Raw genomic sequence first — 21,626 nt, 5'->3', positions numbered from 1 at the left:
AATTTTAGAATTACCTATAAAATACAGCAATTATCTTAAACATTAGTTGGATATTTATTTCTTTTTATGAGTTAATTACGAGCTATAATTATAGTTAGTTTGGAATTTAAGGAGAATTAAACTGCTCCATATGGTGTAGTTATAATTGAGCATAAAATAGGGTTAAAAGGGGAAGGCGAGTAGCGTTGTATAGCTTTTAGGTATCTTAATTTTAGATGCAGAACAAACAACTGAAATGTTTTATAAATCAAATTACATGCTTTCAGTCCGTGTTTTATAATAATCGAAAAAACAAATGACATTAAAAATAGGTGTTATGGGCTGTAAATTATGACGTTTACTGGTCTAGAATTGTTATTTTTATCTCAAAACAAATTAAATGCTAGAGCTTGCAGGAATTATAATTTTAGGAATACTTGCTCAATGGGTAGCATGGCGCTTAAAACTGCCTGCAATTTTACCTTTGATACTTATAGGATTGATTGTGGGGCCTTTGTCCACACTATATACCGAAGACGGATCTAAAATAATTGAACCAATTTGGAACGGTGATAAAGGACTTTTTCCTGGTGAGGGACTTTACTATTTTGTATCACTCGCCATAAGTATTATTTTATTTGAAGGCGGACTTACTTTAAAGCGCTCAGAAATAAAGAACATTGGACCGGTAATTACTAAACTGATTACACTGGGTAGTTTAACCACCTTTTTTGGGGCTGCATTGGCCGCATACTTTCTTTTTGGATTGTCATGGCAACTTTGTTTCCTTTTTTCGGCATTGATCATTGTTACAGGACCTACTGTAATAACCCCTATTTTAAGAAATATTCCGCTTAAAAAAGATGTATCTGCAATTTTAAAATGGGAAGGAATTCTTATAGATCCTATTGGAGCCTTGGCCGCAGTATTGGTATATGAATTTATAAGTGTGGGTGAAGGCCAGGCATACACGGTGACGGCGTTAATAGAGTTTGGAAAAATTCTGTTATTTGGTTTTACCTTCGGGTTTACATTTGCACATGCACTTACATTTTTGATCAAAAAGAACTTTATACCACATTATCTTTTAAACGTAGTGTCCTTATCTGTGGTACTCGGTGTTTTTGTAATGTCCGATGTTTTTGCACATGAATCTGGTTTATTGGCAGTAGTTGTTATGGGTATGGTCATGGGAAATACAGATTTACCCAACATTAAGGAGTTGCTGTACTTTAAAGAGTCTTTAAGTATTCTTTTAATATCCATATTATTCATTTTATTGGCTGCAAATATTGATATTGCCGATTTAGAATTGATATTCACCTGGAAGACCATAGCCCTTTTCTTATCAATAGTACTTATTATAAGGCCTCTTGGGGTATTTTTAAGTTCAATAGGATCTAATTTAAAATTCAACGAAAAACTTTTTATTAGCTGGGTAGGTCCTAGGGGTATTGTAGCTGCAGGTATTGCCTCATTATTTGGATCAAAACTTTTATCTAAGGGCGAAGCTGGCGCAGAATATATTACACCCTTGGTATTTATGATTGTTTTGGGTACCGTTTTGTTAAACGCAACTACGGCCCGTGTATTCGCTAAATTAATAGGAGTCTTTTTAAATAAATCTGAAGGTATTTTGATTTTGGGTGCCTCTAAGGTTTCACGTTTAATTGGTGATTATTTACATAAAAACGATAGGCATGTTGTCTTAATTGACAATAATCAATCTAATATTGATAAGGCCACCAAACTAGGTTTAGAAGCTATATCTGCAAACATATATTCTGATAATTTGACAGATAATATAGAACTCAATGACATTGGCTATTTAATGGCCTTGACCCCCAATTCGGATATCAACAAATACGCAATTAACAAATTTCAAGATGCCTTTGGTGAAAATGGATCCTTTAGGTTGGTAGATGCCGATGAAATGTCCGACCCGGAAAACAACCCAAAAGAAGGGTTATTCTCGCATACCGATGACTTTATTAAGTTGACCGAAGCTGCTAGAAAATTCCCTGCGATACATGAAATAGAACTTCATGATACAGAGCATTATGAAGGGTTAATTGAAATTACCAAGGCCGATGCCGATATTGTACCATTATTTCTTTTAGATCCAGACGGCGACATACATATTATCACTGCATTCAGTAAGGACTTTACAGATATACAAAAAGGCTATAAATTGGCATATTTGGGTAAAATGTTCCCTAATGAGGATCCTGAAAAAGAAGCTCAATCGGAAACCGATGAGGTATAATGGGTTTACTGTTTTAAATAATGCCCCTTTTTGGTATTGTGAGAACTACAACGCGTTAAAAAAATATAGCCTATCTCTGAATCCAGAGATAGGCTATTATAATTGTAAGATTAATTAATTACTAATCGTTTAGTTTTAATACGGCCATAAATGCTTCTTGTGGTATTTCAACATTACCCACTTGGCGCATACGCTTTTTACCTTTCTTCTGCTTTTCTAGAAGCTTTCTTTTACGAGAAATATCACCACCATAACATTTAGCTGTTACGTCTTTACGTAAGGCCTTGATCGTTTCTCTGGAAATAATCTTTGAACCAATTGCTGCTTGAATAGGAATATCAAACTGTTGTCTTGGTATTAGCTCCTTTAATTTTTCGCACATCTTTTTACCAATTGTGGTAGCACTATCAAAATGTATTAAAGCGGACAATGCATCTACGGTTTGCGAATTCAAAAGAATATCTACACGAACCAGTTTAGATTCACGCATACCTATTGGTGTATAATCAAAAGAAGCATATCCTTTTGACACTGTTTTAAGGCGGTCATAGAAATCAAATACAATTTCTGCCAAAGGCATATCAAAATTAAGTTCAACACGTTCCGTTGTCAAATAGGTTTGGTTGGTAATCTGCCCTCTTTTTTCAATACAAAGAGACATAACATTACCCACAAAATCAGACTTGGTAATAATGGTTGCTTTAATATATGGTTCTTCTACACGATCTATGGTAGATGGATCTGGTAGATCGCTTGGGTTGTTTACAATTAACGGAACTTCTGGGTCTTTTCTAGTAAACGCATGGTAGCTAACGTTTGGTACCGTAGTAATTACGGTCATATCAAACTCACGCTCTAAACGCTCTTGAATAATCTCCATGTGCAGCATTCCTAAGAATCCACAACGAAAACCAAATCCAAGTGCAGCACTACTCTCAGCCGCAAATACTAAAGAAGCATCGTTAAGTTGTAATTTCTCCATTGAAGAACGTAGCTCCTCAAAATCTTCGGTGTCTACTGGATATATACCTGCGAATACCATTGGTTTTACATCTTCAAAACCACCTATAGCATTTTTTGTTGGGTTTGCAGAGTCTGTAATGGTATCACCAACCTTTACTTCACGGGCATCTTTTATACCGGTAATCAAGTATCCTACGTCACCAGTGTTTATTTCCTTTTTTGGGTGCTGGGTCAATTTTAAGGTACCTACCTCATCTGCAAAGTAACTTTTATCCGTAGCAACGAACTTTATTTTTTGTCCTTTTTTAATAGAACCGTTAACGACCCTAAAGTAAGTTTCTACCCCTCTGAAAGGATTGTAAACAGAATCGAACACCAAAGCTTGCAAGGCTTCATCAGAATTGCCTTTAGGGGCAGGAATTCTTTCAATGATGGCACTTAAAATTTCTTCTATCCCAATGCCCGTTTTTGCAGAGGCGGGTATAACCTCTTCTGCCTTACAACCTAATAGGTCAACAATATCATCGGTAACCTCTTCTGGGTTGGCACTCGGTAAATCTACTTTATTCAATACCGGTATTATCTCCAGATCGTTCTCTAGTGCAAGGTATAAGTTAGAAATAGTTTGTGCCTGTATACTTTGTGCAGCATCGACTACTAACAATGCGCCTTCACAAGCTGCTATAGATCTAGAAACTTCATAAGAGAAATCTACGTGACCAGGGGTATCTATTAAGTTCAGTATATATTTTTCGCCTTTATAGATATAATCCATCTGTATGGCGTGGCTTTTTATGGTAATACCACGTTCTCTTTCAAGATCCATACTATCTAGTAGCTGTTCCTTTTTTTCTCGATCGGTAACAGATCCCGTATATTCCAATAACCTATCTGCCAAGGTACTTTTACCGTGGTCAATATGTGCAATAATGCAGAAGTTTCTAATGTTTTTCATAGCGGAAACAGTAATATTGATGCTTTTTATACCATAAATTATACTCGGTACAAAAGAGCAATTGCAAATATAATCTAATTTATAGCGCTAAACTTTAGTGGGCTTACCTATTTATTTATTGTATTTATAACTTTGTATTACATATATTGTAAAGAATTACGACAATATTATATTTAGATTTGACAAAAAACCCCAAATTTCTGTTGAAACCTCTACTTGTTATTTTTTGTTTTACGCTAGGCTTTTCACACTTTTCATACGGTCAAGGCTTTGAACTTAGCGGAGAAGTAAAAGACCAATACCAAGAACCCGTTGCTTTTGCATCTGTTTTTCTTCTAACGGTTACAGATTCAACATTGGTAACAGGTACATCTGCAGATGAAAACGGAGCGTTTTTGTTCTCTAATATTGCAGAAGGTCTATATTTTTTAAAAGCATCTTATATAGGTCAGGTTTCTGAGAATTTGCCTTTGGAAATTTTGAAGGATACTAAAATTGGGGCATTAATTTTAGAACAAGAAGCTGAGCAATTGAACGAGGTAACCGTTACCAGTAATAAGCCCGTAGTCAAAAGAGAAGTAGATCGTATTGTTTTTAATGTAGAGAATACCGTAATCTCTCAGAATAGTTCATGGGATATTCTTAGGCAAACGCCCGGAGTACTTATGATGAATGATGAACTTAAAGTAAGAAACCAGGCTACTACCGTTTATATTAATGATAGAAAAGTTCAATTATCTTCAGATGAGGTCAAAAGTCTTTTAGAAAACTACCAAGGCGAGAATATTAAATCTGTTGAAGTAATTCACAATCCACCGGCAAGTTATGATGCCGAGGGTGGATCTATTTTAAATATTATTACCAGTAAAAATGTATCTATTGGTTATAAGGGAAATGTCAATGCCGGTTATACGCAAGGTGTTTTTCCTAAATATAATTTTGGTACCTCTCACTTTTACAAAACCAAAAGGTTAAACGTAAACGCTAGTTATAATTATGCACCCAAAAAGGAGTATAAAAACACGTTGAACAATACTAATTTTATGGGCGATAGTGGTATTGTTTCTGTTTGGGATACAGATTTTGACCAAGTAATACGTAGCAATACACATAGTGCGGGTTTAGTAATAGATTATGATTTTAACGATAAAAATGTACTAAGTTTTACAAGTAATGCCCTTATACAACCTAAGAGAGATGCAGATTTCTTTCAGGAAACTACCATTAAAGATGCATCTGGTGTTTTGGATTCCCTATTTACCACAAATAGTTTTTTAAGTGAAAGAAAGAACAATATTTCTGGTGACCTTACTTTTAAACATCAATTTAAGGATCAGGGTAATTTGACCGTAAACGCACATTACACGAATTTTGATTTAGATAGAAATCAAGATGTCAATTCTGACTACTTTGAACCCAATGGATCATTTATTCGCGATTTTAACTTTTCTACACTTGCCGATCAACAAATAGAAATTAAAACTGCTCAAATAGATTACAACGATTACCTGGGCAGTGTCTTTTTTGAGACAGGAATCAAAAGTTCTTTTATAGACTCTGAAAGTAAACTAGATTATTTTTTGGAGAATAATGGCACCGAGTTTATTCCAAATTTATCCGATGATTATACGTACGATGAAAGTGTGTATGCTGGTTATTTTAGCCTTTCTAAAGACTGGGAAAAATGGAGTGTAAAAACAGGCTTGCGTGCAGAACAAACAGAAAGTTCTGGGGTATCTGTAAATGTATCGACTATCAATGATCTTAGTTATTTTGAACTTTTTCCTTCTTTCTACCTATTACATAACATTAATGACAATCACAGCTTATCTTTTGATTATGCTAGAAAAGTACAACGCCCTAGGTATGAAGATTTAAACCCCTTTAGAACCTATATCAATGAACGTACTTTTGAAGAAGGTAATCCTAATCTAATGCCTAGTTTTGGTCATAACTTTAATTTGAATTATACACTGAATCAGGAATATTATTTTGATTTCTATTATCGAGATAATGGTAGGTATATCTCTACACTTACTTTTCAAGACAATGATAATTTCGTTTTAAGGGATATCACACAGAATGTATTGGAAAGTACTTCGTATGGGATTGATTTTACCTATGGAAAATCCATTACCAACAATTGGTATTTGTATAGTTACATTTCACTGTTTCATGAAGATGAAACATTCATAGCCCTACAAAGCGATGATTACTCTTTTAAGAATGAGTATAATGGGGCCTATATAGACTTAACCAATTACGTAACGCTTTCCAACGATGGTAGTTTTAAGGGGGAATTAGGTTTTGTATATTTATCAGGCTGGTTGCAGGGTTCTTATATTCAAGAAGAATCCACAAATTTAACGGTAGGTTTAAGAAAGTCTTTTTTCAATAATAGAGCGGTTTTAAGTGTAAGTGCCAATGACTTATTAGGTAATTACAATTCTTATGTTTCTTCGCAGTATCTGAATCAAGACAACAGATTTCTAACCGTCCCTGAAACCCAATATGTAAAGTTCGGCTTTACCTACAATTTTGGAAATTTCCGTTTAGAGGACAATCAAAGAAGCATCGACAAATTAGAACTGGACAGACTGGAGTAAGATAAAATGTTAACTATCAACATCTTATTGTTTTGTTAAGAAAATATTAAGAGCACTGTAAGATAATTCAATTTTACTTTCCTACATTTAGTCAGAATTCCGCTTATTAAATGATTAGGAGTACTTATTTAACGGTTATATTTTTTCTTACGTTTTCTTTAGCGTTAGCACAAGATTTTACCATCAACGGTTCTGTCGTAGACGAGAACAATACACCCGTTGTTTTGGCCAATGTAATCTTGTTGAGTGAAGAAGGTGAATTCATTAAAGGTACGGTTACCAATGATCAAGGAGACTACAGGATTCATTCCATAGCAAAGGGTAATTATAGAATTGTTGCCAGTTATATAGCCAATACTGTTGAAAGTGATTTGTTAGTAGTAACAAGTAATATTGAGATGCCACCACTTGTTCTTCAAAGTGCTCAAGAATTAGATGAGGTCGTAGTAACCCAGAACAAACCAAAATTAGAACAACTGGCAGATCGCCATATTTTCAACGTTGAAAACACGGCAATTTCCGATGGCGATATTTGGGATGTTTTAAAGCGTACACCAGGTGTTATGGTAATGAATAATCGCTTGTATGTAAATGGTAGCGCTAATGTAAATATTATGATCAATGGTAAGCTGGTCAACTTACCAGAAGAGGATATTATTAATTTACTTAGCGGTAGTTCTGCAAGTAATGTACAATCTATAGAAGTAATTACGAGTCCGCCGGCAAAATATAGTGCAGAGGGTGGTTTGTTAATTGATATTAAAATGAAGAAAAACCTTGTTGCAGGGTATAACGGTGCTGTTTTTAACAGATATACGCAAGGTGTTTTACCAAAACATACAGTAGGTACAGATCACTTTTTTAAAGGTAAAAGAGTAGATTTTTCAACGAACTATAGCTTTAGTCATGATAGGGATTGGACCAGATATTCTGATGCTACCACGTTTTTTGAAGACGGACAAGAAAATGAGATTTGGACTGCAGAGCAAAAATCTATATCTAAAGGAAAAAGTCATAATCTAAATCTGTTTTTAGATATTGAATTAAATGAAAAAAATGCGCTAAGCTTTTCTTCTACCTCAAGTTTATCACCCGATAACAATACAATATATACCTCATCAACCGATATTGAAAGTACCAATGCAGATATAATAGCGCGTTTAAAAGGTCTTAATACATTAGGTGATGATACCTATAACACGTCTAATTATTTAGATTGGGTACATAAGTTGAATGATAAAGGGGCAGAAATAGCAACAAACGCCCACTTTACCTATTATGATTCTAAGGATAATCAAGAATTAAATAATGACATTGTAGAAGGTTTTACCGAGAATACTTCTGAGAATACGTTAAATATAAGTTCAGACCAGATTATAAACCTTTTCAGCGCCCAAACAGACCTAACATTACCGTTATCAAAACAGTCTACTTTAGAGACAGGCTTAAAATTTGCAAATATAAACTCAGAGTCAAGTATTCTACAGTCTGGTTTTGATGAAACCATTACCAACATTAACCCTTCAGAATCTGGAATTTTTAATTACGACGAACAAATTTACGCAGGTTACGTAAGTCTTAGTAACAGTTGGGAAAAATGGAAATTAAATGTAGGTCTTAGAGCAGAATATACAGACACAAAGGGAGAATTAAATATTTTATCATCAGCAAACACAAATTCTTATTTTGATGTATTTCCAAACTTGTCTATGTCCTATACGAAAGACAAAAATGCTTTCATGGTTAAATATTACAGGCGAATTACCCGACCTAGATATAGCAGCATTAACCCTTTTCAATATTATATATCTGCAAACTCTATTTTTGAGGGAAACCCTAATTTAAAACCAGCTTATCGTAGCTATATAGAAGTGGATTATGTATATGATAAAGACTATAAGTTTGCTTTATTTACGAGTATAAAATCGGACCAGCAGGTACAACAATTTATTCAAGACAATACGACCAATTTTTTAATAGCGCAGTATATAAATTTAGAAACCAATTATAATTTTGGTGCAGATGCTAGCGTATCTAAATATTTTACCTCGTATTGGTATTTTTATTTTTTAGTGAGCCAATATTACAATCAGAATAAATTTGTTGATGTAACTACCAACGCTATTATTGACAACTCTACTTGGACCACATACCTACGAGCTAATAATTATTTTACATTATTAAAAGATGAATCATTGTATGCAGACATGGCATTCACTTATATTTCGCCATACGTACAAGGTAATGCCAGTTTTAGAGCCTATAGTAAATTGGGTATAAATTTCAGAAAGACATTTTGGAACAAAGATGCTAGCATTTCTATAGGTGTAGAAGATATTTTTAATAAAGGAAACATTTATTCTACAAGAAACTATCTTGAACAAAATAATTCTACAAGTACTAGACGCGAAAATCGACTGTTTGTATTGGGTTTTAGGTACAAATTTGGTAACACGAAAATTAGAGATAACTCTAAGAGTAAGAGCACAGATGAAAACAATCGATTATAGATTTGCTTAAGTCATCATAGATCCACAAATACCTAAACTAACTAGTAGGTAGATACCTGCTAAAATCAAAAAAACTTTACCGGCTTTTTTCTTTTGTTGAGAAAATAGAATAATTCCAATAATTAAAAACAATAATGCCGGACCAAACATTATAAGAAGTATTAAAGTAAATAGCCCATCAAGATTTCCAACCTCTAAAATCATATCATTTCGTTTTGTAATTCCTTTAATCGTTCTATTTTATCATCTCTATAAAATAAGTTCATAGTTTCAAAAGGGATAATTTTATAGTCTTTGTTTACAATGTGCACACAAGATTTCTTAATGGCACGGACATCAAAATTATGGGCATCTATAAATTGCATAATGATGATGCGAAACAGGTTGTCATATCCAAGTTCTGGGGCGTCAATTTCAGGAAGGCAGCACATAATACTTTTTAAATTTTCCGATGCTTTTTCAACGGAATTGCCTGTACTAAAAAGCTCGATCATTTTGCCGTGTAGTTGTTCATCTTGCTCGTAAATTATAGTGTTTTTACCTTCGTTCAATAAATCATCTGGGTTAATGAACCTAGTTAGCGGGTTTACCTCATCTCCCAATTTTAGAGCATATGCCATCACCAAGGCGTCGGGGTTACAGGGTACCGGTATTAAATCGTCCGGTTCAAAAATAGGCGATTGCTCTAAAATTTTTCTTCGTACTTCAGTTAAGGTAATACGGTTTTCATCTACTTCAAAATTTTCTAATCTACCAGCAATTTGGGTGGGCTGAAAAGTTACGCCGCGCACACATTTTTGTTTTAGGGCAAAGTCTATGGTACTTCCCATTTCATGGTCATTTAACCCCTTTTGTAATGTGACTACCAATGTTGTGGAAAGGTTCAATTGATTTAGATGGTCTAACGCTTGTAAACGAATATCTGCCAGGTCTGCCCCTCTTAAGGTTTGTAGTACATGGTTATCCAAAGAATCAAACTGTAAATACACTTCAAAATCTGGTGCGTAAGTTGTCAATCGTTTCGCAAAATCAAAATCTTTTGCAATTTTAATTCCGTTGGTATTCAACATTAAATGCCGAATAGGTAGCGATTTTGCGTAATCAAGAATTTCAAAAAAGTTAGGATGTATGGTAGGCTCACCTCCACTAAGCTGAACCACATCTGGTTCGCCCTCGTTCTTAACGATAACGTCTAACATTTTTTTAATTTCCTCTAATGTGCGGTGTCTACCATAAGTGGGAGATGATCCCGCATAGCAGGTAGGGCAGGTAAGATTGCAGCGGTCGGTCAGTTCAATGACCGTAAGACAAGAATGTTGCTCGTGATCAGGGCAAAGACCGCAATCATAAGGGCATCCATAATGGGTTTTTGTATTGAACGTTTTTGGATATTCAGAAGCCTTATTATAGTTTCTTATGTTCTTATAGTACTCAATATCGTCTGCAATAAGCACCTTAGACCTACCATGCTCTCTACAGTTTTTAAGCATATACACCTTCTCGTTCTCAAAAACGATTTTGGCATCTACCCTACGTAAACATTCTGGGCATAGGCTTAGTGTAAAATCATAATAGGTATAGTTTTTTTCTGACATATGTTATTCCCTGAAAGATGAATTTTTGGTAGTACACCAAACAAATTAGACATAATATTTGAATACTGCTTAGCCCTAAGAAATAAAAAGGGTTGGGTTTTAGAAATTCGATACCGAATCGAAGGGAGAAATAGGTAACCATAAAGAGCTTAAAAAGATCCCCGTTTTTAAAAGTAAGATTCAACTTTTGTAACCTTTTGATGATGACGAAAAGCACGGATAAAAACAGCACTTCATATAGTGCAATGGGATGCCTTAAAACACCATCACCTAAGTCCATACCGGTAAAAAAGGTAGTTTCTTTTCCGTAGGTAAACTCTTTAAAACCCGCTAAAAAACAACCAATTCTACCTATGATAATGCCTAAGATGATAGGCAGTGTAAATAAGTCTCCAGACGAATGTTTTTCTCCAATAATCTTCTTCGCAAGCTCCACACCCAGCAAGCCACCAAAGAGTCCGCCCATTATGGTTTTGTTGTTTAGGTTATAAAGCAAACCTTGATCTATGTGGGCTATAGGGTTTTCAAAAAACGCCGCTAATCTTGATAAAAACAGCGCCCCAAAAATAGCACCTATGATTATGGAGAGTCGGTTATTGGAAGAAATGACATCAGCGCTCTTTTTCCGTAGAAAAACATAGTATCTAAACCCTACAAAAAACGCTAGGTATTCAAGAATAAGGTGCATGTTTAATTTTACACCAAATACAATAGGCTCAAAAGGTAGCGAGACAATAAGTAGCGTTTGGGTCATAAAGTTATTGTCAAAGCTTTATTTAAAATTTGAAATATATTTAGAAGCGTAAATAAAGACTTCATTTGGATACTAATTTACGTCGTTTCTACAAACAAGTGTTTTAACAAGTGATAATAGCCTGTAAAACCATAGAATTTATCAAAAAGCTTAAGTAATGCGCTTCCCGTATTTTTATATAACTTTGCAACCCAAAATTAAACAGCAGTGCCCAAGATAGGAGACATACAACTACCTGATTTTCCGTTGCTTTTAGCGCCAATGGAAGATGTAAGCGACCCACCATTTAGAGCCCTTTGTAAAGAGCAAGGAGCCGATGTTGTGTATACAGAATTTATTTCTTCGGAAGGATTGATTCGTGATGCCGCAAAAAGCGTAATGAAGCTAGATATTTATGAGAAGGAACGCCCTGTAGGTATTCAAATTTTTGGTGCCAATTTAGATAGTATGTTACAATCTGTAGAGATTGTAGAAAAGTCAAAGCCCGATATCATCGATATTAATTTTGGTTGCCCTGTAAAGAAAGTGGTATCTAGAGGAGCGGGAGCCGGAATATTAAAGGATATTGATTTAATGGTCTCCTTGACCAAGGCTATGGTAGAGCATAGTAATTTACCCATTACGGTAAAGACCAGATTAGGTTGGGACGATAGTTCTATAAAAATTGTTGAGGTTGCAGAACGTTTACAAGACGTGGGCTGTGCTGCAATTGCAATACATGGAAGAACCCGTGCACAAATGTATAAGGGAAGTGCAGATTGGAACCCTATTAGAGATGTAAAGAACAATCCAAGAATGCATATACCCGTATTTGGTAACGGAGATGTAGATTCACCGGAAGCAGCCATGAAAATGCGAGACGAGTTTGGTTTGGACGGTGCAATGATCGGTCGTGCAAGCATAGGCTACCCTTGGATATTTAGGGAAATAAAACACTTTTTTGAAACAGGAACCCATTTAGCACCTCCAACAATGGCAGAACGTGTAGAAGCTGCGCGTCGTCATTTACAGATGTCCATAGATTGGAAAGGGGAAACGTTGGGCGTGTTTGAAACTAGAAGACATTATACCAACTACTTTAAAGGAATTCCTAATTTTAAGGAGTATCGTATGAAAATGGTAACCAGTGATGATTCTGCTTCGGTATTCGCTGCTTTTGATGAGGTGTTGCAAAAGTTCGGCGATCACCAATTTACCAATGCTTAGAGGTCTACTAACTTTTTATTGATTCGGCTACTTGCAATTTTAGAGGCAATTACGCCCAATACAAGAATGGTTGCCAGTACTATGACAATATTGATAAATTCAAACTTTACCGGATAAGCTAAAGTAGCCGTTATTTTTAGCCAACTGAAAGCAAGTTGGGACCATACAATGAGTACGCCAAGCAATACGCCTATTAATCCACCAAAACCGGTAACAAGAATGCCTTGTACAAAATAAATACGGCGCAATTCTTTGATCGTAGTACCTAGGCTGTAGAGTGTTTTAGAATTCTGTTGCTTGTCTAAAATCATCATGATAATAGCGCCTACCACATTAAATAAGGCGATGATAAGTACCAAAGTAAAAATGAGATACGTAGCTACGTTTTCGGTATTCAGCATTTTGTAGAGTGTACTGTTCAGTTGCTGTCTGTTTTTTAGTTGTACGCCATCACCCAAAATTGTTTGAATTTCATCACGCACGGCGCTAGGTTCAACACCTTCATCCATCTTAAAATTAATACCGGAAATGGAGAGCGAATCTTTTTCCAATAAAGCTTGTGTCAATCGCAGATCGGCAAAAACGTATTTATTATCCAAATCAGCTTCTACGGCATACACGCCACCAATGACCATGGGCAATTGATTGTAGAGCGATGAAATACTTTGTTGTGATATAGAACCTTTGCCAGGTTTAAAAGCATATATCTGCATAGGGCTTCTATATTGGTTGATGGTAACCCCTAGAATGTTGGCAATACCTAGACCGGACACTACTTGAGATTCGTTTAATGTCCAGTCGCCAATATAAAGCGTACTATCTACACCAGTTACTTTAGTGTAGTTACTATCTACCCCTTTTATGTATGCAATATGGTTTTTTCCTCGGTGTTCAAGAGAAACTTTCTCTTCTATTTCTTTAGAGTAAAATGCCAATCCGTTGACCGATTGCAAACGTTCTTCCTGTTCTGGGGATAATGTAAATGTCTTACCAGCTACGGGTAACGCTTTTAATTGTGGGTCAAAAGATTCGGTAAAAGAAAGGCTGAAGGTTTTTAAACCGGCGAAGGCAGATAATACAATAAATAGTGCGGCAGAGCCAATGACAATAACTAAAAAGGTGATAAAATTAATAATGTTAACCGCGTTCTGGGTACTTTTAGAACGCACATACCTTTTAGCGATATAGAGAGGAAAATTCAACCGATCAGCTCTTTTTACGTTTAGGTAATAAATCTCTGTTCTCTATTGGGTTTTCTTCGCGCTTCAGTGATTTTTCAATGTTCTCTATATAATCTAGAGAATCATCTAAATAGAACAATAACTCAGGCACTCTACGTAATTGGTTACGTGTACGTTGAGAAAGTTCGTGTTTAATTAGGGGTTGGTTAGATTTTATGCCCTCCATTAACTCTCCAGCTTTCTCATTAGGAAAAATGCTCAAGTATATTTTGGCAATAGAAAGATCTGTTGTAACCGAAACCTTAGATACGGAGATAAGGGTATTACGTAACCCACCATCAATGGCAGCTTTTTGTAGAATGTCTACAATATCTTTTTGAATAACTCCCGCTATCTTACGTTGTCTTTGCGTTTCCATACTGCAAAAATACATAGAAAAATGTATCTTAACCCCTATATAATGCACTCTGAAGCAAATAAGGCATGAAAAAGATCGAACATTTGGGTATTGCGGTAAAGAACATGGAAGATTCTAATGCCCTTTTTGAGAAATTACTGGGTGTGGCACCCTATAAGCAAGAAGAAGTTGCATCGGAAGGTGTACTAACCTCCTTCTTTAAAAACGGACCTAACAAAATAGAGTTGTTGGCCGCCACAACGGCTAACGGACCCATTGCCAAGTTTTTGGAAAAAAAGGGAGAAGGCATACACCACGTAGCTTTTGAAGTGGAAGATATTTTTGCTGAAATGGAACGTTTAAAAGCTGAAGGCTTTACTTTACTGAATGAAAAACCCAAGAAAGGGGCAGATAATAAGCTAGTTGCCTTTGTACACCCAAAGACAGCAAATGGGGTGTTGGTAGAGTTGTGCCAAGAAATTGTCAAGTAGCGATGAAATTGTTTGTGTTGGTTAAAAATAAGTAGTAATATTGCATCCGCAATTTGCGGGTTTTGTAATGCAACTGGTTTGAGCACTAGTTTAACCGATTAAATTCGGGTTACGCCTTACAAAATTATAACCGGTCCTATAGCTCAGCTGGTTAGAGCACCTGACTCATAATCAGGTGGTCCCTGGTTCGAGTCCAGGTGGGACCACGAAACAAATCCATAACACACTTATTTATAAGAGGTTATGGATTTTTTATTACTTAGAAGGGACAACATTGGGGGCAACATCTACATTACAGATTATTTTCTTCTCGAGTTTTCCACCATTGCCTTAAATGAATCATTTTTGGCTCGCTAAGATTAATAAGTCCTTTTCCTGATTCAAGCTTTTTAATCTCTGTTTCTAATTTATACTTACTACTTGGTGTTCCAATAAAGTTGCTAATTCCTTTATAATCTTTATTTTGAACATTTAAACAAATTGGAAGTTTTACTTGGGAAGCAAAATCAAAATCCTTTGTTTTATAATCTTCAACACCCTGAGAAAGCATTACAATGATAACACCTTTAGACCTTAGTAGCCTCAGAAGCTCTTCAAGTGCTTTTCTTGCATTTTTGTTTTTTAGATATATGTGTGCTTCATCAATTACAATTACATAACGCAGAGGAAAGATATGGTCTTTTGGTTCGCAATCATTTGTAGAACTAAAATAAGAATTGAAATATCTCAGTAATAAAAACACCACTAATTGTCTTAACGTATCGGATAAAGCAGGTGGAAGATTTAAATATAAACTCTTATCTAGAATTCTTGTATTTGTTGGTTTACAATCAAAAATGTTCGTCGCTAAATTTTCAATTCCAGCATATAAGGTATCAACTTTTCTATTATTTTCTTCATAATATTCTACTAAATCCTCAAATAATTCATTTATTGTTGGGTAGGAACCATTTTTACTATCCAACAAATCTGTTATTACTTTTGTTAGAATGTTCTTTTGAGCAACACCAACACTAGGAACAAAAGTTGCAATTGTATCAACAAAGGCCTTTATACTAAAGGGTCTTTGTCTCTCATCCAAATTAATAGATGAAAATGGATTAAATTTAAGACCACCATCATTAACGATATCAACAAATTCACATTTTGTAGCATCCAAAAAAGGTTTTAACTGCTCCGGGTTTCCTTCACCTTTATAGTCAAAGAAAATAAATTTTAGTTGATCATTAGTTTTACTTGAAATTTGATATAGAACATCTTTTATTAATTGCGTCTTACCAGAACCTGCCATACCGGCAATTGCAATATTTCTATTATCGAATTCTCTTAAATCATTGATTCTTATTTCAATTTTTTCACCTTCCTTCGTTTGACCTAATTCAAAAGTTAAGAGATCTTTATATTCCTTGACATCGTTTATCTTACTGGATGAAAAGTTAGTTTTAATTATGTTTTTCCTTAAATCTAGACCGTTTTTAACGATTTTTAAAAGAATATGAATATGATCTCCATTTGATATGTCCGCTTTAGCAATTTTAGTATTCCAATTATGAAGTCCATGATTTAAATGAAGTTTAAATAATTTTATGAACTCATCTTCAAAGGTATTTCTTCCATAATGCTGATCAAGAACAGATTTAAAAATAATCGTATTTGAACCAGCTCCTATAATTGTTCCAAAAATAGATTTACCATCTCGGAATTCCTTACCATCAGAACTAGGAATTATCTCTTTTTCAATATCAAATACTTTACCAGATAATAAACTATATGAAAATGCTATCCGAGGAACTATTCCTTCATTTTTAAAATTATATAACGATTTTAACTTGATTAACAATTCATCATTTTCTTTACTTATTTTAATTCTCATAGCTTTGGAAATAACCTTTTTTTAAATATGTGTTTGCCCCATCATTAAATAATTGATAAGATTTAGAGATATTTGCTGATATATCCTTGTACCGTTTGGGAGTTATCTCACTGTTCGTTGAGAATAAAACAACTTGATCTGATAATGTAGGATAGTATTTTTTGGTAATATTATCTCTGTGTTCTTCATCAAGTCTACCAAGAGGTGTATCAATAAATATTGGTAAACTCTGTATAGATTCACTCAATATGGCTTTAATTAAACATGAAATATAGATTTGCTTTTCTCCAGAGGATAAGCTCTCTTTTCTAATTTCATTATCGTCTTGATCTAAAAGAGTTATTTTCATCCCTTGACCAGAGGCCAAAATTGTAACTTTAACATCTTCTATAAACTTACTTTCGTTTTCTTCACTTCGTAGCTTATGCATTAATATTTTTAGTTCACTTAAAATTGAATTTTCTAAACTAATCTTGTGTTTACTTTTTTGTTCTTCTAAGAAGAAATTTAAGGCTTCAATATATTTTTGGCTTTCCTTTATTTTAAGTTTATTAAGTGCATTCACATCAACTTTTTTAACTAAAACGACCAATTGCTGTTTTAGTCTTACGATGTCACTTTTCAATTTAATAATTTGTTGATCGTTCTTTCCGATTTTTCGATTGTACTCAGTAATATTATAATCAGCAGTTTCTTTTTTAGACGAATAGTCTAAAACTAACTCGTCTTCTAAATCAGCATCAACTTTTCGCAAAGTTTTATTTAAATTAGCAAGGTTTATTCTAACGTTGTTGAAATCTTCAATCGTTGTTTCAAAAGTTACTTTTGACTGAGAATTAACGAGATTAATAGCATCAAGAATTATATTTTTCTCCGAATTATTTAAATCGTGTTCAAATTCTAATTCTTCATAATCCCCATTTTTATTAAATAATTCAGCACTCAAATTTTGAGCTTTTTCATAATAGAAAAGCTTATCCTTAAATGACATTGTTGAATTATCAGGCTCAGGAGGTTTATTAAAGAGTAATTCTATAAAATCTTCAATTTTTTTCGAATTTTCCGTTGTTAAATTTTTAGTGATATTATTATTTTCCTGAATTTCTAGATGTTCACTTACTTCTTCGAGTTTTCCAGTAATAATCGCTAATGGAATAATTTCACTTAATTCATTAAATCTTTCAGAAAGTTCTAATTCTTTTGTTTTCAATTTTTCTATTTCCAACAAAACAGAATCTCTATCAAAAGTTGAATTACCACCTTGTTTACTGTGTTGTGATATTAAACCATCAAATTGTCTAATGGTCTTTCTTAAACCATCTATTTTCTTTAAACTCTCAGCGTTTTCTTCTTCTAATTCACTAATTTCTAAATCAGAAAGTTCCACCGCCTTTTCTTTATCGACAATTTGTTCTTGTAAATTTTTAGTTGCCCCCTCCTTTTTGATAGTATTGATATAAAATTCGATATCTTCAATGAGGGTATCATATACATCTAATCCTAAAATTTTGCCTAGTGCATCATTTATAAAACTACCTTCTTCTTTAATGGATAGATTAGCAATGTCAGAAATTTTTTCTGCATCAAAAAAGACAAATTTTGCTGCATCAATTGGAATTATATAATCATTAATAAAATTAATTTTATCAATATCATCCTCGAAGATTTCTTCTCTTGTATTTGAGTCAGAAATTGAAAGACTTTCATTCATACTAGCAACATTAAATGTTCTAGTTACGATCACACTATCATTATTTGAATTTATTTTTTGTAATTTAGGCAGTTCTATTTCAGAAACTAAAATACTTACTGAAAAGATATCCTTATTCTCTTTCTTGGCAGTCCAATTAATAGACTGTTGCATAAAAGATGAATAATTCTTTTCCTTTTGGATTTCTTTCTTAAAATTATCATCAATTTGTGATATTTTTTCGCCGTACAAGCACCATACTATTGATAACAAGAGGTTGGTCTTACCATAACCATTTCTACCACCAATTACTACTATATTCTGGTCAGAATTAGTTGATAAATCAATATCTACCTGGTCGTAGTACTGCCTGAAATTATTAATTCCTATCTTAGATAATTTCATTTTATAGCTTTTTCAATAATGTCATTAATTTTTTGCTGGTGATAGTTATTTCTTTTCAACAACTTTTTTGTCCTAACAGATTCCAGTAGAGTTTTTACAGATTGGAAATTTATATTCCTTGTAATACATATCTCTTTAAGCCTTTCGTCTTGCAATGATTTAGTTTCTCTAATTTTCATGTTATTTATTTTGAAGAAGTTTTGCGACTTCGATAAATTTAATTTCCTCTTTTATATTAAGTTTATTGTCATCAAAAAGTTTACGTTGTTTGTAAAAGAACTGATACAAATTATGTTCATTTTCTTTACGTGCAGATGGTAACCTATTATTCAATGAAACAAATAATAATAATTCGTCATACTTTTTTAATATAGATAATGGTCGTTTACCACTGATATTTTCAAACTTGTTAATTAAGCTTTTGAGTTTTTTAAATTCAATTTCATCAATATATCCACTGTTTTCTCTCTTTTTTTGAATATTAACCCAACGATAGAGTTTTTCCTCCTCTTCCGTAACTCCGGATGAAAATGGAAGACGATTTTTACTTTTTACAAAATCCTGTAATAATTCAAAACTTTCTGCCCAAGTTTTTTTCTCAATGTTATTATCTTTTAAAATTGTCCTAGAATTGGAATCATAATTCTTAGATTTTAATCCAACATAAGAATCTTTGTAAAAAACAAACATTCCATGTTCCTCGAGTTTAAGATTTTGTATAATACTATAAGAATTAGAATTTGGACGAAATTTTAAAACATAATCAGTTATATCATTAATATGCTTTGGATTTGAAAACTGATTTAAATATTCTTCAGATATACTTCTTATCGTTCCTCCACGAAAATTATCAAGTTCTTTTTCCCATTTTTTTAATCCGAATATGCTTCTTCTACCAACCGGAACAAAGCCGTTTATCCTTTTCATAGAAACTCTAATTTTATCCTCATCAGTATTATAATTAGGATATAACTGTTTAACTATTTCAAAAATCTTAGCAACTTTAGATGGTTTGCCAATCTGTTCTAGTGCTTCAAAAGCATATTCATGAGCTTGTCTAGCTTTGTTTCTTTTAAAAATTAAATTTTCATCTAAGTCAAGGTATAGTTCAAATTCATCATTAATAATTTTTTCACAGACAGGAAATATTGATTCCAGAATACTGATATTATTATTAGTTAGAAATTTAAATAGGTAGCTTTTAAAATTAAATGAATATGATTCTTCTATTTTATCGCTTAGCCTTCTTGAAATATCATTTATTAAAGAATCTATATCAATTTCTGAAGCAATTTCTTTTTTTACCAAATGGAATTTTCTCCATTTATGCCTATTAATTGCATTAAAATCTTTAAATAATAATACATCTTCAAGATTTCCAAATAAAGTAAAACTATTGACTAAATATGCGGATAATATATATGTTGCAAATTCTTCAGAGAAATATGTATAATTCAGGTTATTAATTATTTCTAATATATCTGTATCAACATTAATGTAATTAGAATCAACATCAATACTATAATTTTGGAATAAATCATCATTGAAACTAGCAATGAAAAGAAGTTTATTGAATAGACTATTAAAACATAATTTTTCTAATTGTCTTACCCTTTCTTTAGTTAAACCTATTCCTACTGCTATTTTGGTTCGCGACAATCCACTATGATTAGTGTAAATTTTTAAAGAGTTTTTGATTATAAATGTTTGCTTTTCGTCAAAGAAAGCTTCCTGATCCAATAAAAAGTTAGTAAGACGAAAAATAGATTCCCGTTCCAAAATACTTTCGGGAATTTTTAGAATATTGAAAGTGCGTTGTATTAAATATTTATTTTTTAATCCAATTAAATATTTTTCATCATTAGTTTGGCTTACCTCTAGAATAAAATCCTTAATAATAGAAATAAAATATTCTATTTCAGGAACACACTTGGCACCAACATTTTGCATGCTTTTAACACTGTAGCTTTTAGAAAGTAAAATCTTCTCTGCAAAATTTTTAATTTTTATATTGTTATTTAAATATAATAAAATTGCATTTCTACTTCTTACAGATAAATTATTCAAATTTGTAAATATAAAGCTATTTACAACTTCTCTTTGTGTTCTAGACAAATCCAAAACTAAACCATCCGAAGACTCAACTTCAATAAAGTTTTCATCCTGATATTTAAGACAAATTTCTGTTAGTTCACTATCTGATTTTCTTCCACATTTTGGAAGGTTATTGAAAGATTTATTTTGTTTATAATATTTTATTACGTCCGAAATAAGATGTAAATTATTGTATTTACAGACATTATAGGATCTAACACTGATTTCTTTATTTCTATAAATATCTTCTATTTTCATTCCTGTTAAAATCTGTAGTCTTTTTATTTAACATCGGTAAGCTAAAGTTATTTAAGCGCTTATTTTTACGGGTTTCCGTAATTTCTGAAAAGACTTTTTTATAAAATTGATAATTAATAGTAAAGGATTATATTGAACTAATTCAAATCGCAAACTAGATAGTATTACAAGTGGTGTTTTTACATAAAAGTATTAGTAAGCAAACATAAATTTTAGAGTTTTATTTTAGTAAAATCATATAATTGTTCAGTTTTATAAATTAGGTACATCTTGCAGATAACAATTTCTAATCACTTATTTATCTCTTTGTCTAATTTAGACCGCTTCACTAAGGTTGAATCAATAGGTGTGAAAATCAAATAGGAATCCTTTTTAAATTGGATTTGATTTTGCAATTCATGAT

Annotated in this window: 15 protein-coding genes and 1 tRNA gene; 6 read left to right on the top strand and 10 right to left on the bottom strand. The window is 33.0% G+C overall.

Going from position 1 to position 21,626, the window contains the following annotated elements:
• Positions 1–379 precede the first annotated feature (379 nt).
• Positions 380–2,245 carry a cation:proton antiporter gene (locus VBZ51_RS08465; RefSeq protein ID WP_215996869.1) on the top strand — a complete coding sequence of 622 codons (1,866 nt, stop codon included), beginning with the start codon at positions 380–382 and terminating at the stop codon, positions 2,243–2,245.
• 121 nt (positions 2,246–2,366) lie between these two features.
• Here the strand turns inward: VBZ51_RS08465 and lepA are convergent, their stop codons facing one another.
• Entirely contained in the window at positions 2,367–4,163 is a 1,797-nt protein-coding gene (lepA, locus tag VBZ51_RS08460) for a translation elongation factor 4 (RefSeq protein WP_058104607.1), read from the bottom strand.
• A gap of 203 nt (positions 4,164–4,366) precedes the next feature.
• Between lepA and VBZ51_RS08455 the strand changes: the two genes are divergently transcribed.
• The gene (locus VBZ51_RS08455; RefSeq protein WP_416576641.1) at positions 4,367–6,769 is read left to right on the top strand and encodes an outer membrane beta-barrel protein; all 2,403 of its coding nucleotides are present in this window, start codon (positions 4,367–4,369) and stop codon (positions 6,767–6,769) included.
• Between the two features lie 110 nt (positions 6,770–6,879).
• A complete protein-coding gene (locus VBZ51_RS08450; RefSeq protein ID WP_416576640.1) occupies positions 6,880–9,279 on the top strand; it encodes a TonB-dependent receptor in 2,400 nt (799 codons plus the stop codon).
• Between the two features lie 6 nt (positions 9,280–9,285).
• Here VBZ51_RS08450 and VBZ51_RS08445 read toward each other — a convergent pair whose 3' ends face one another.
• From VBZ51_RS08445 to VBZ51_RS08435, 3 genes are read right to left on the bottom strand one after another with little or no spacing between them, the layout of a single operon-like run.
• Positions 9,286–9,483: a hypothetical protein gene (locus VBZ51_RS08445; protein WP_071340769.1), complete on the bottom strand. Its 198-nt coding sequence runs from the start codon at positions 9,481–9,483 to the stop codon at positions 9,286–9,288.
• Positions 9,480–10,874 (bottom strand): radical SAM protein, encoded by a 1,395-nt coding sequence (locus tag VBZ51_RS08440; RefSeq protein ID WP_416576639.1) that lies wholly within the window; start codon positions 10,872–10,874, stop codon positions 9,480–9,482. The genes VBZ51_RS08445 and VBZ51_RS08440 overlap by 4 nt, the downstream gene beginning before the upstream one ends.
• Positions 10,846–11,628 (bottom strand): prolipoprotein diacylglyceryl transferase family protein, encoded by a 783-nt coding sequence (locus VBZ51_RS08435; protein ID WP_416576638.1) that lies wholly within the window; start codon positions 11,626–11,628, stop codon positions 10,846–10,848. Before VBZ51_RS08435 ends, VBZ51_RS08440 begins: the two co-directional genes overlap by 29 nt.
• A 207-nt stretch (positions 11,629–11,835) precedes the next feature.
• On the opposite strand from VBZ51_RS08435, the gene dusB reads away from it, so the two are divergent.
• Positions 11,836–12,834, top strand: coding sequence for a tRNA dihydrouridine synthase DusB (gene dusB / locus VBZ51_RS08430; protein ID WP_416576637.1), 999 nt, complete (start codon positions 11,836–11,838; stop codon positions 12,832–12,834).
• Here dusB and VBZ51_RS08425 read toward each other — a convergent pair.
• Both VBZ51_RS08425 and rbfA read right to left on the bottom strand, forming a co-directional pair.
• Positions 12,831–14,036: an ABC transporter permease gene (locus VBZ51_RS08425; protein ID WP_416576636.1), complete on the bottom strand. Its 1,206-nt coding sequence runs from the start codon at positions 14,034–14,036 to the stop codon at positions 12,831–12,833. The genes dusB and VBZ51_RS08425 overlap by 4 nt on opposite strands.
• 4 nt (positions 14,037–14,040) lie before the next feature.
• Complete coding sequence (gene rbfA / locus VBZ51_RS08420) at positions 14,041–14,433, bottom strand: 30S ribosome-binding factor RbfA (protein WP_058104613.1); 393 nt, start codon at positions 14,431–14,433, stop codon at positions 14,041–14,043.
• Between the two features lie 65 nt (positions 14,434–14,498).
• Between rbfA and mce the strand changes: the two genes are divergently transcribed.
• Together mce and VBZ51_RS08410 are read left to right on the top strand one after the other, a co-directional pair.
• Positions 14,499–14,903 (top strand): methylmalonyl-CoA epimerase, encoded by a 405-nt coding sequence (gene mce, locus VBZ51_RS08415; RefSeq protein ID WP_058104614.1) that lies wholly within the window; start codon positions 14,499–14,501, stop codon positions 14,901–14,903.
• 132 nt (positions 14,904–15,035) lie between these two features.
• Positions 15,036–15,109: transfer RNA gene (locus tag VBZ51_RS08410), tRNA-Ile, on the top strand.
• 86 nt (positions 15,110–15,195) lie between these two features.
• On the opposite strand, the gene VBZ51_RS08405 is transcribed toward VBZ51_RS08410, so the two are convergent.
• From VBZ51_RS08405 to VBZ51_RS08390, 4 genes are read right to left on the bottom strand one after another with little or no spacing between them, the layout of a single operon-like run.
• A complete protein-coding gene (locus VBZ51_RS08405; protein ID WP_416576635.1) occupies positions 15,196–16,776 on the bottom strand; it encodes a DndE family protein in 1,581 nt (526 codons plus the stop codon).
• Positions 16,766–18,871: a DNA sulfur modification protein DndD gene (gene dndD / locus VBZ51_RS08400; protein ID WP_416576634.1), complete on the bottom strand. Its 2,106-nt coding sequence runs from the start codon at positions 18,869–18,871 to the stop codon at positions 16,766–16,768. The genes VBZ51_RS08405 and dndD overlap by 11 nt, the downstream gene beginning before the upstream one ends.
• Positions 18,868–19,050: a DNA modification system-associated small protein gene (locus VBZ51_RS08395; protein ID WP_416576633.1), complete on the bottom strand. Its 183-nt coding sequence runs from the start codon at positions 19,048–19,050 to the stop codon at positions 18,868–18,870. Before VBZ51_RS08395 ends, dndD begins: the two co-directional genes overlap by 4 nt.
• A gap of 1 nt (position 19,051) precedes the next feature.
• Entirely contained in the window at positions 19,052–21,223 is a 2,172-nt protein-coding gene (locus tag VBZ51_RS08390) for a helicase associated domain-containing protein (RefSeq protein ID WP_416576632.1), read from the bottom strand.
• Positions 21,224–21,626: the final 403 nt, after the last annotated feature.

The organism is Maribacter sp. HS (assembly GCF_048059195.1).
Classification (GTDB): domain Bacteria; phylum Bacteroidota; class Bacteroidia; order Flavobacteriales; family Flavobacteriaceae; genus Maribacter; species Maribacter dokdonensis.
This window is presented reverse-complemented; position numbering and strand designations above follow the sequence as displayed.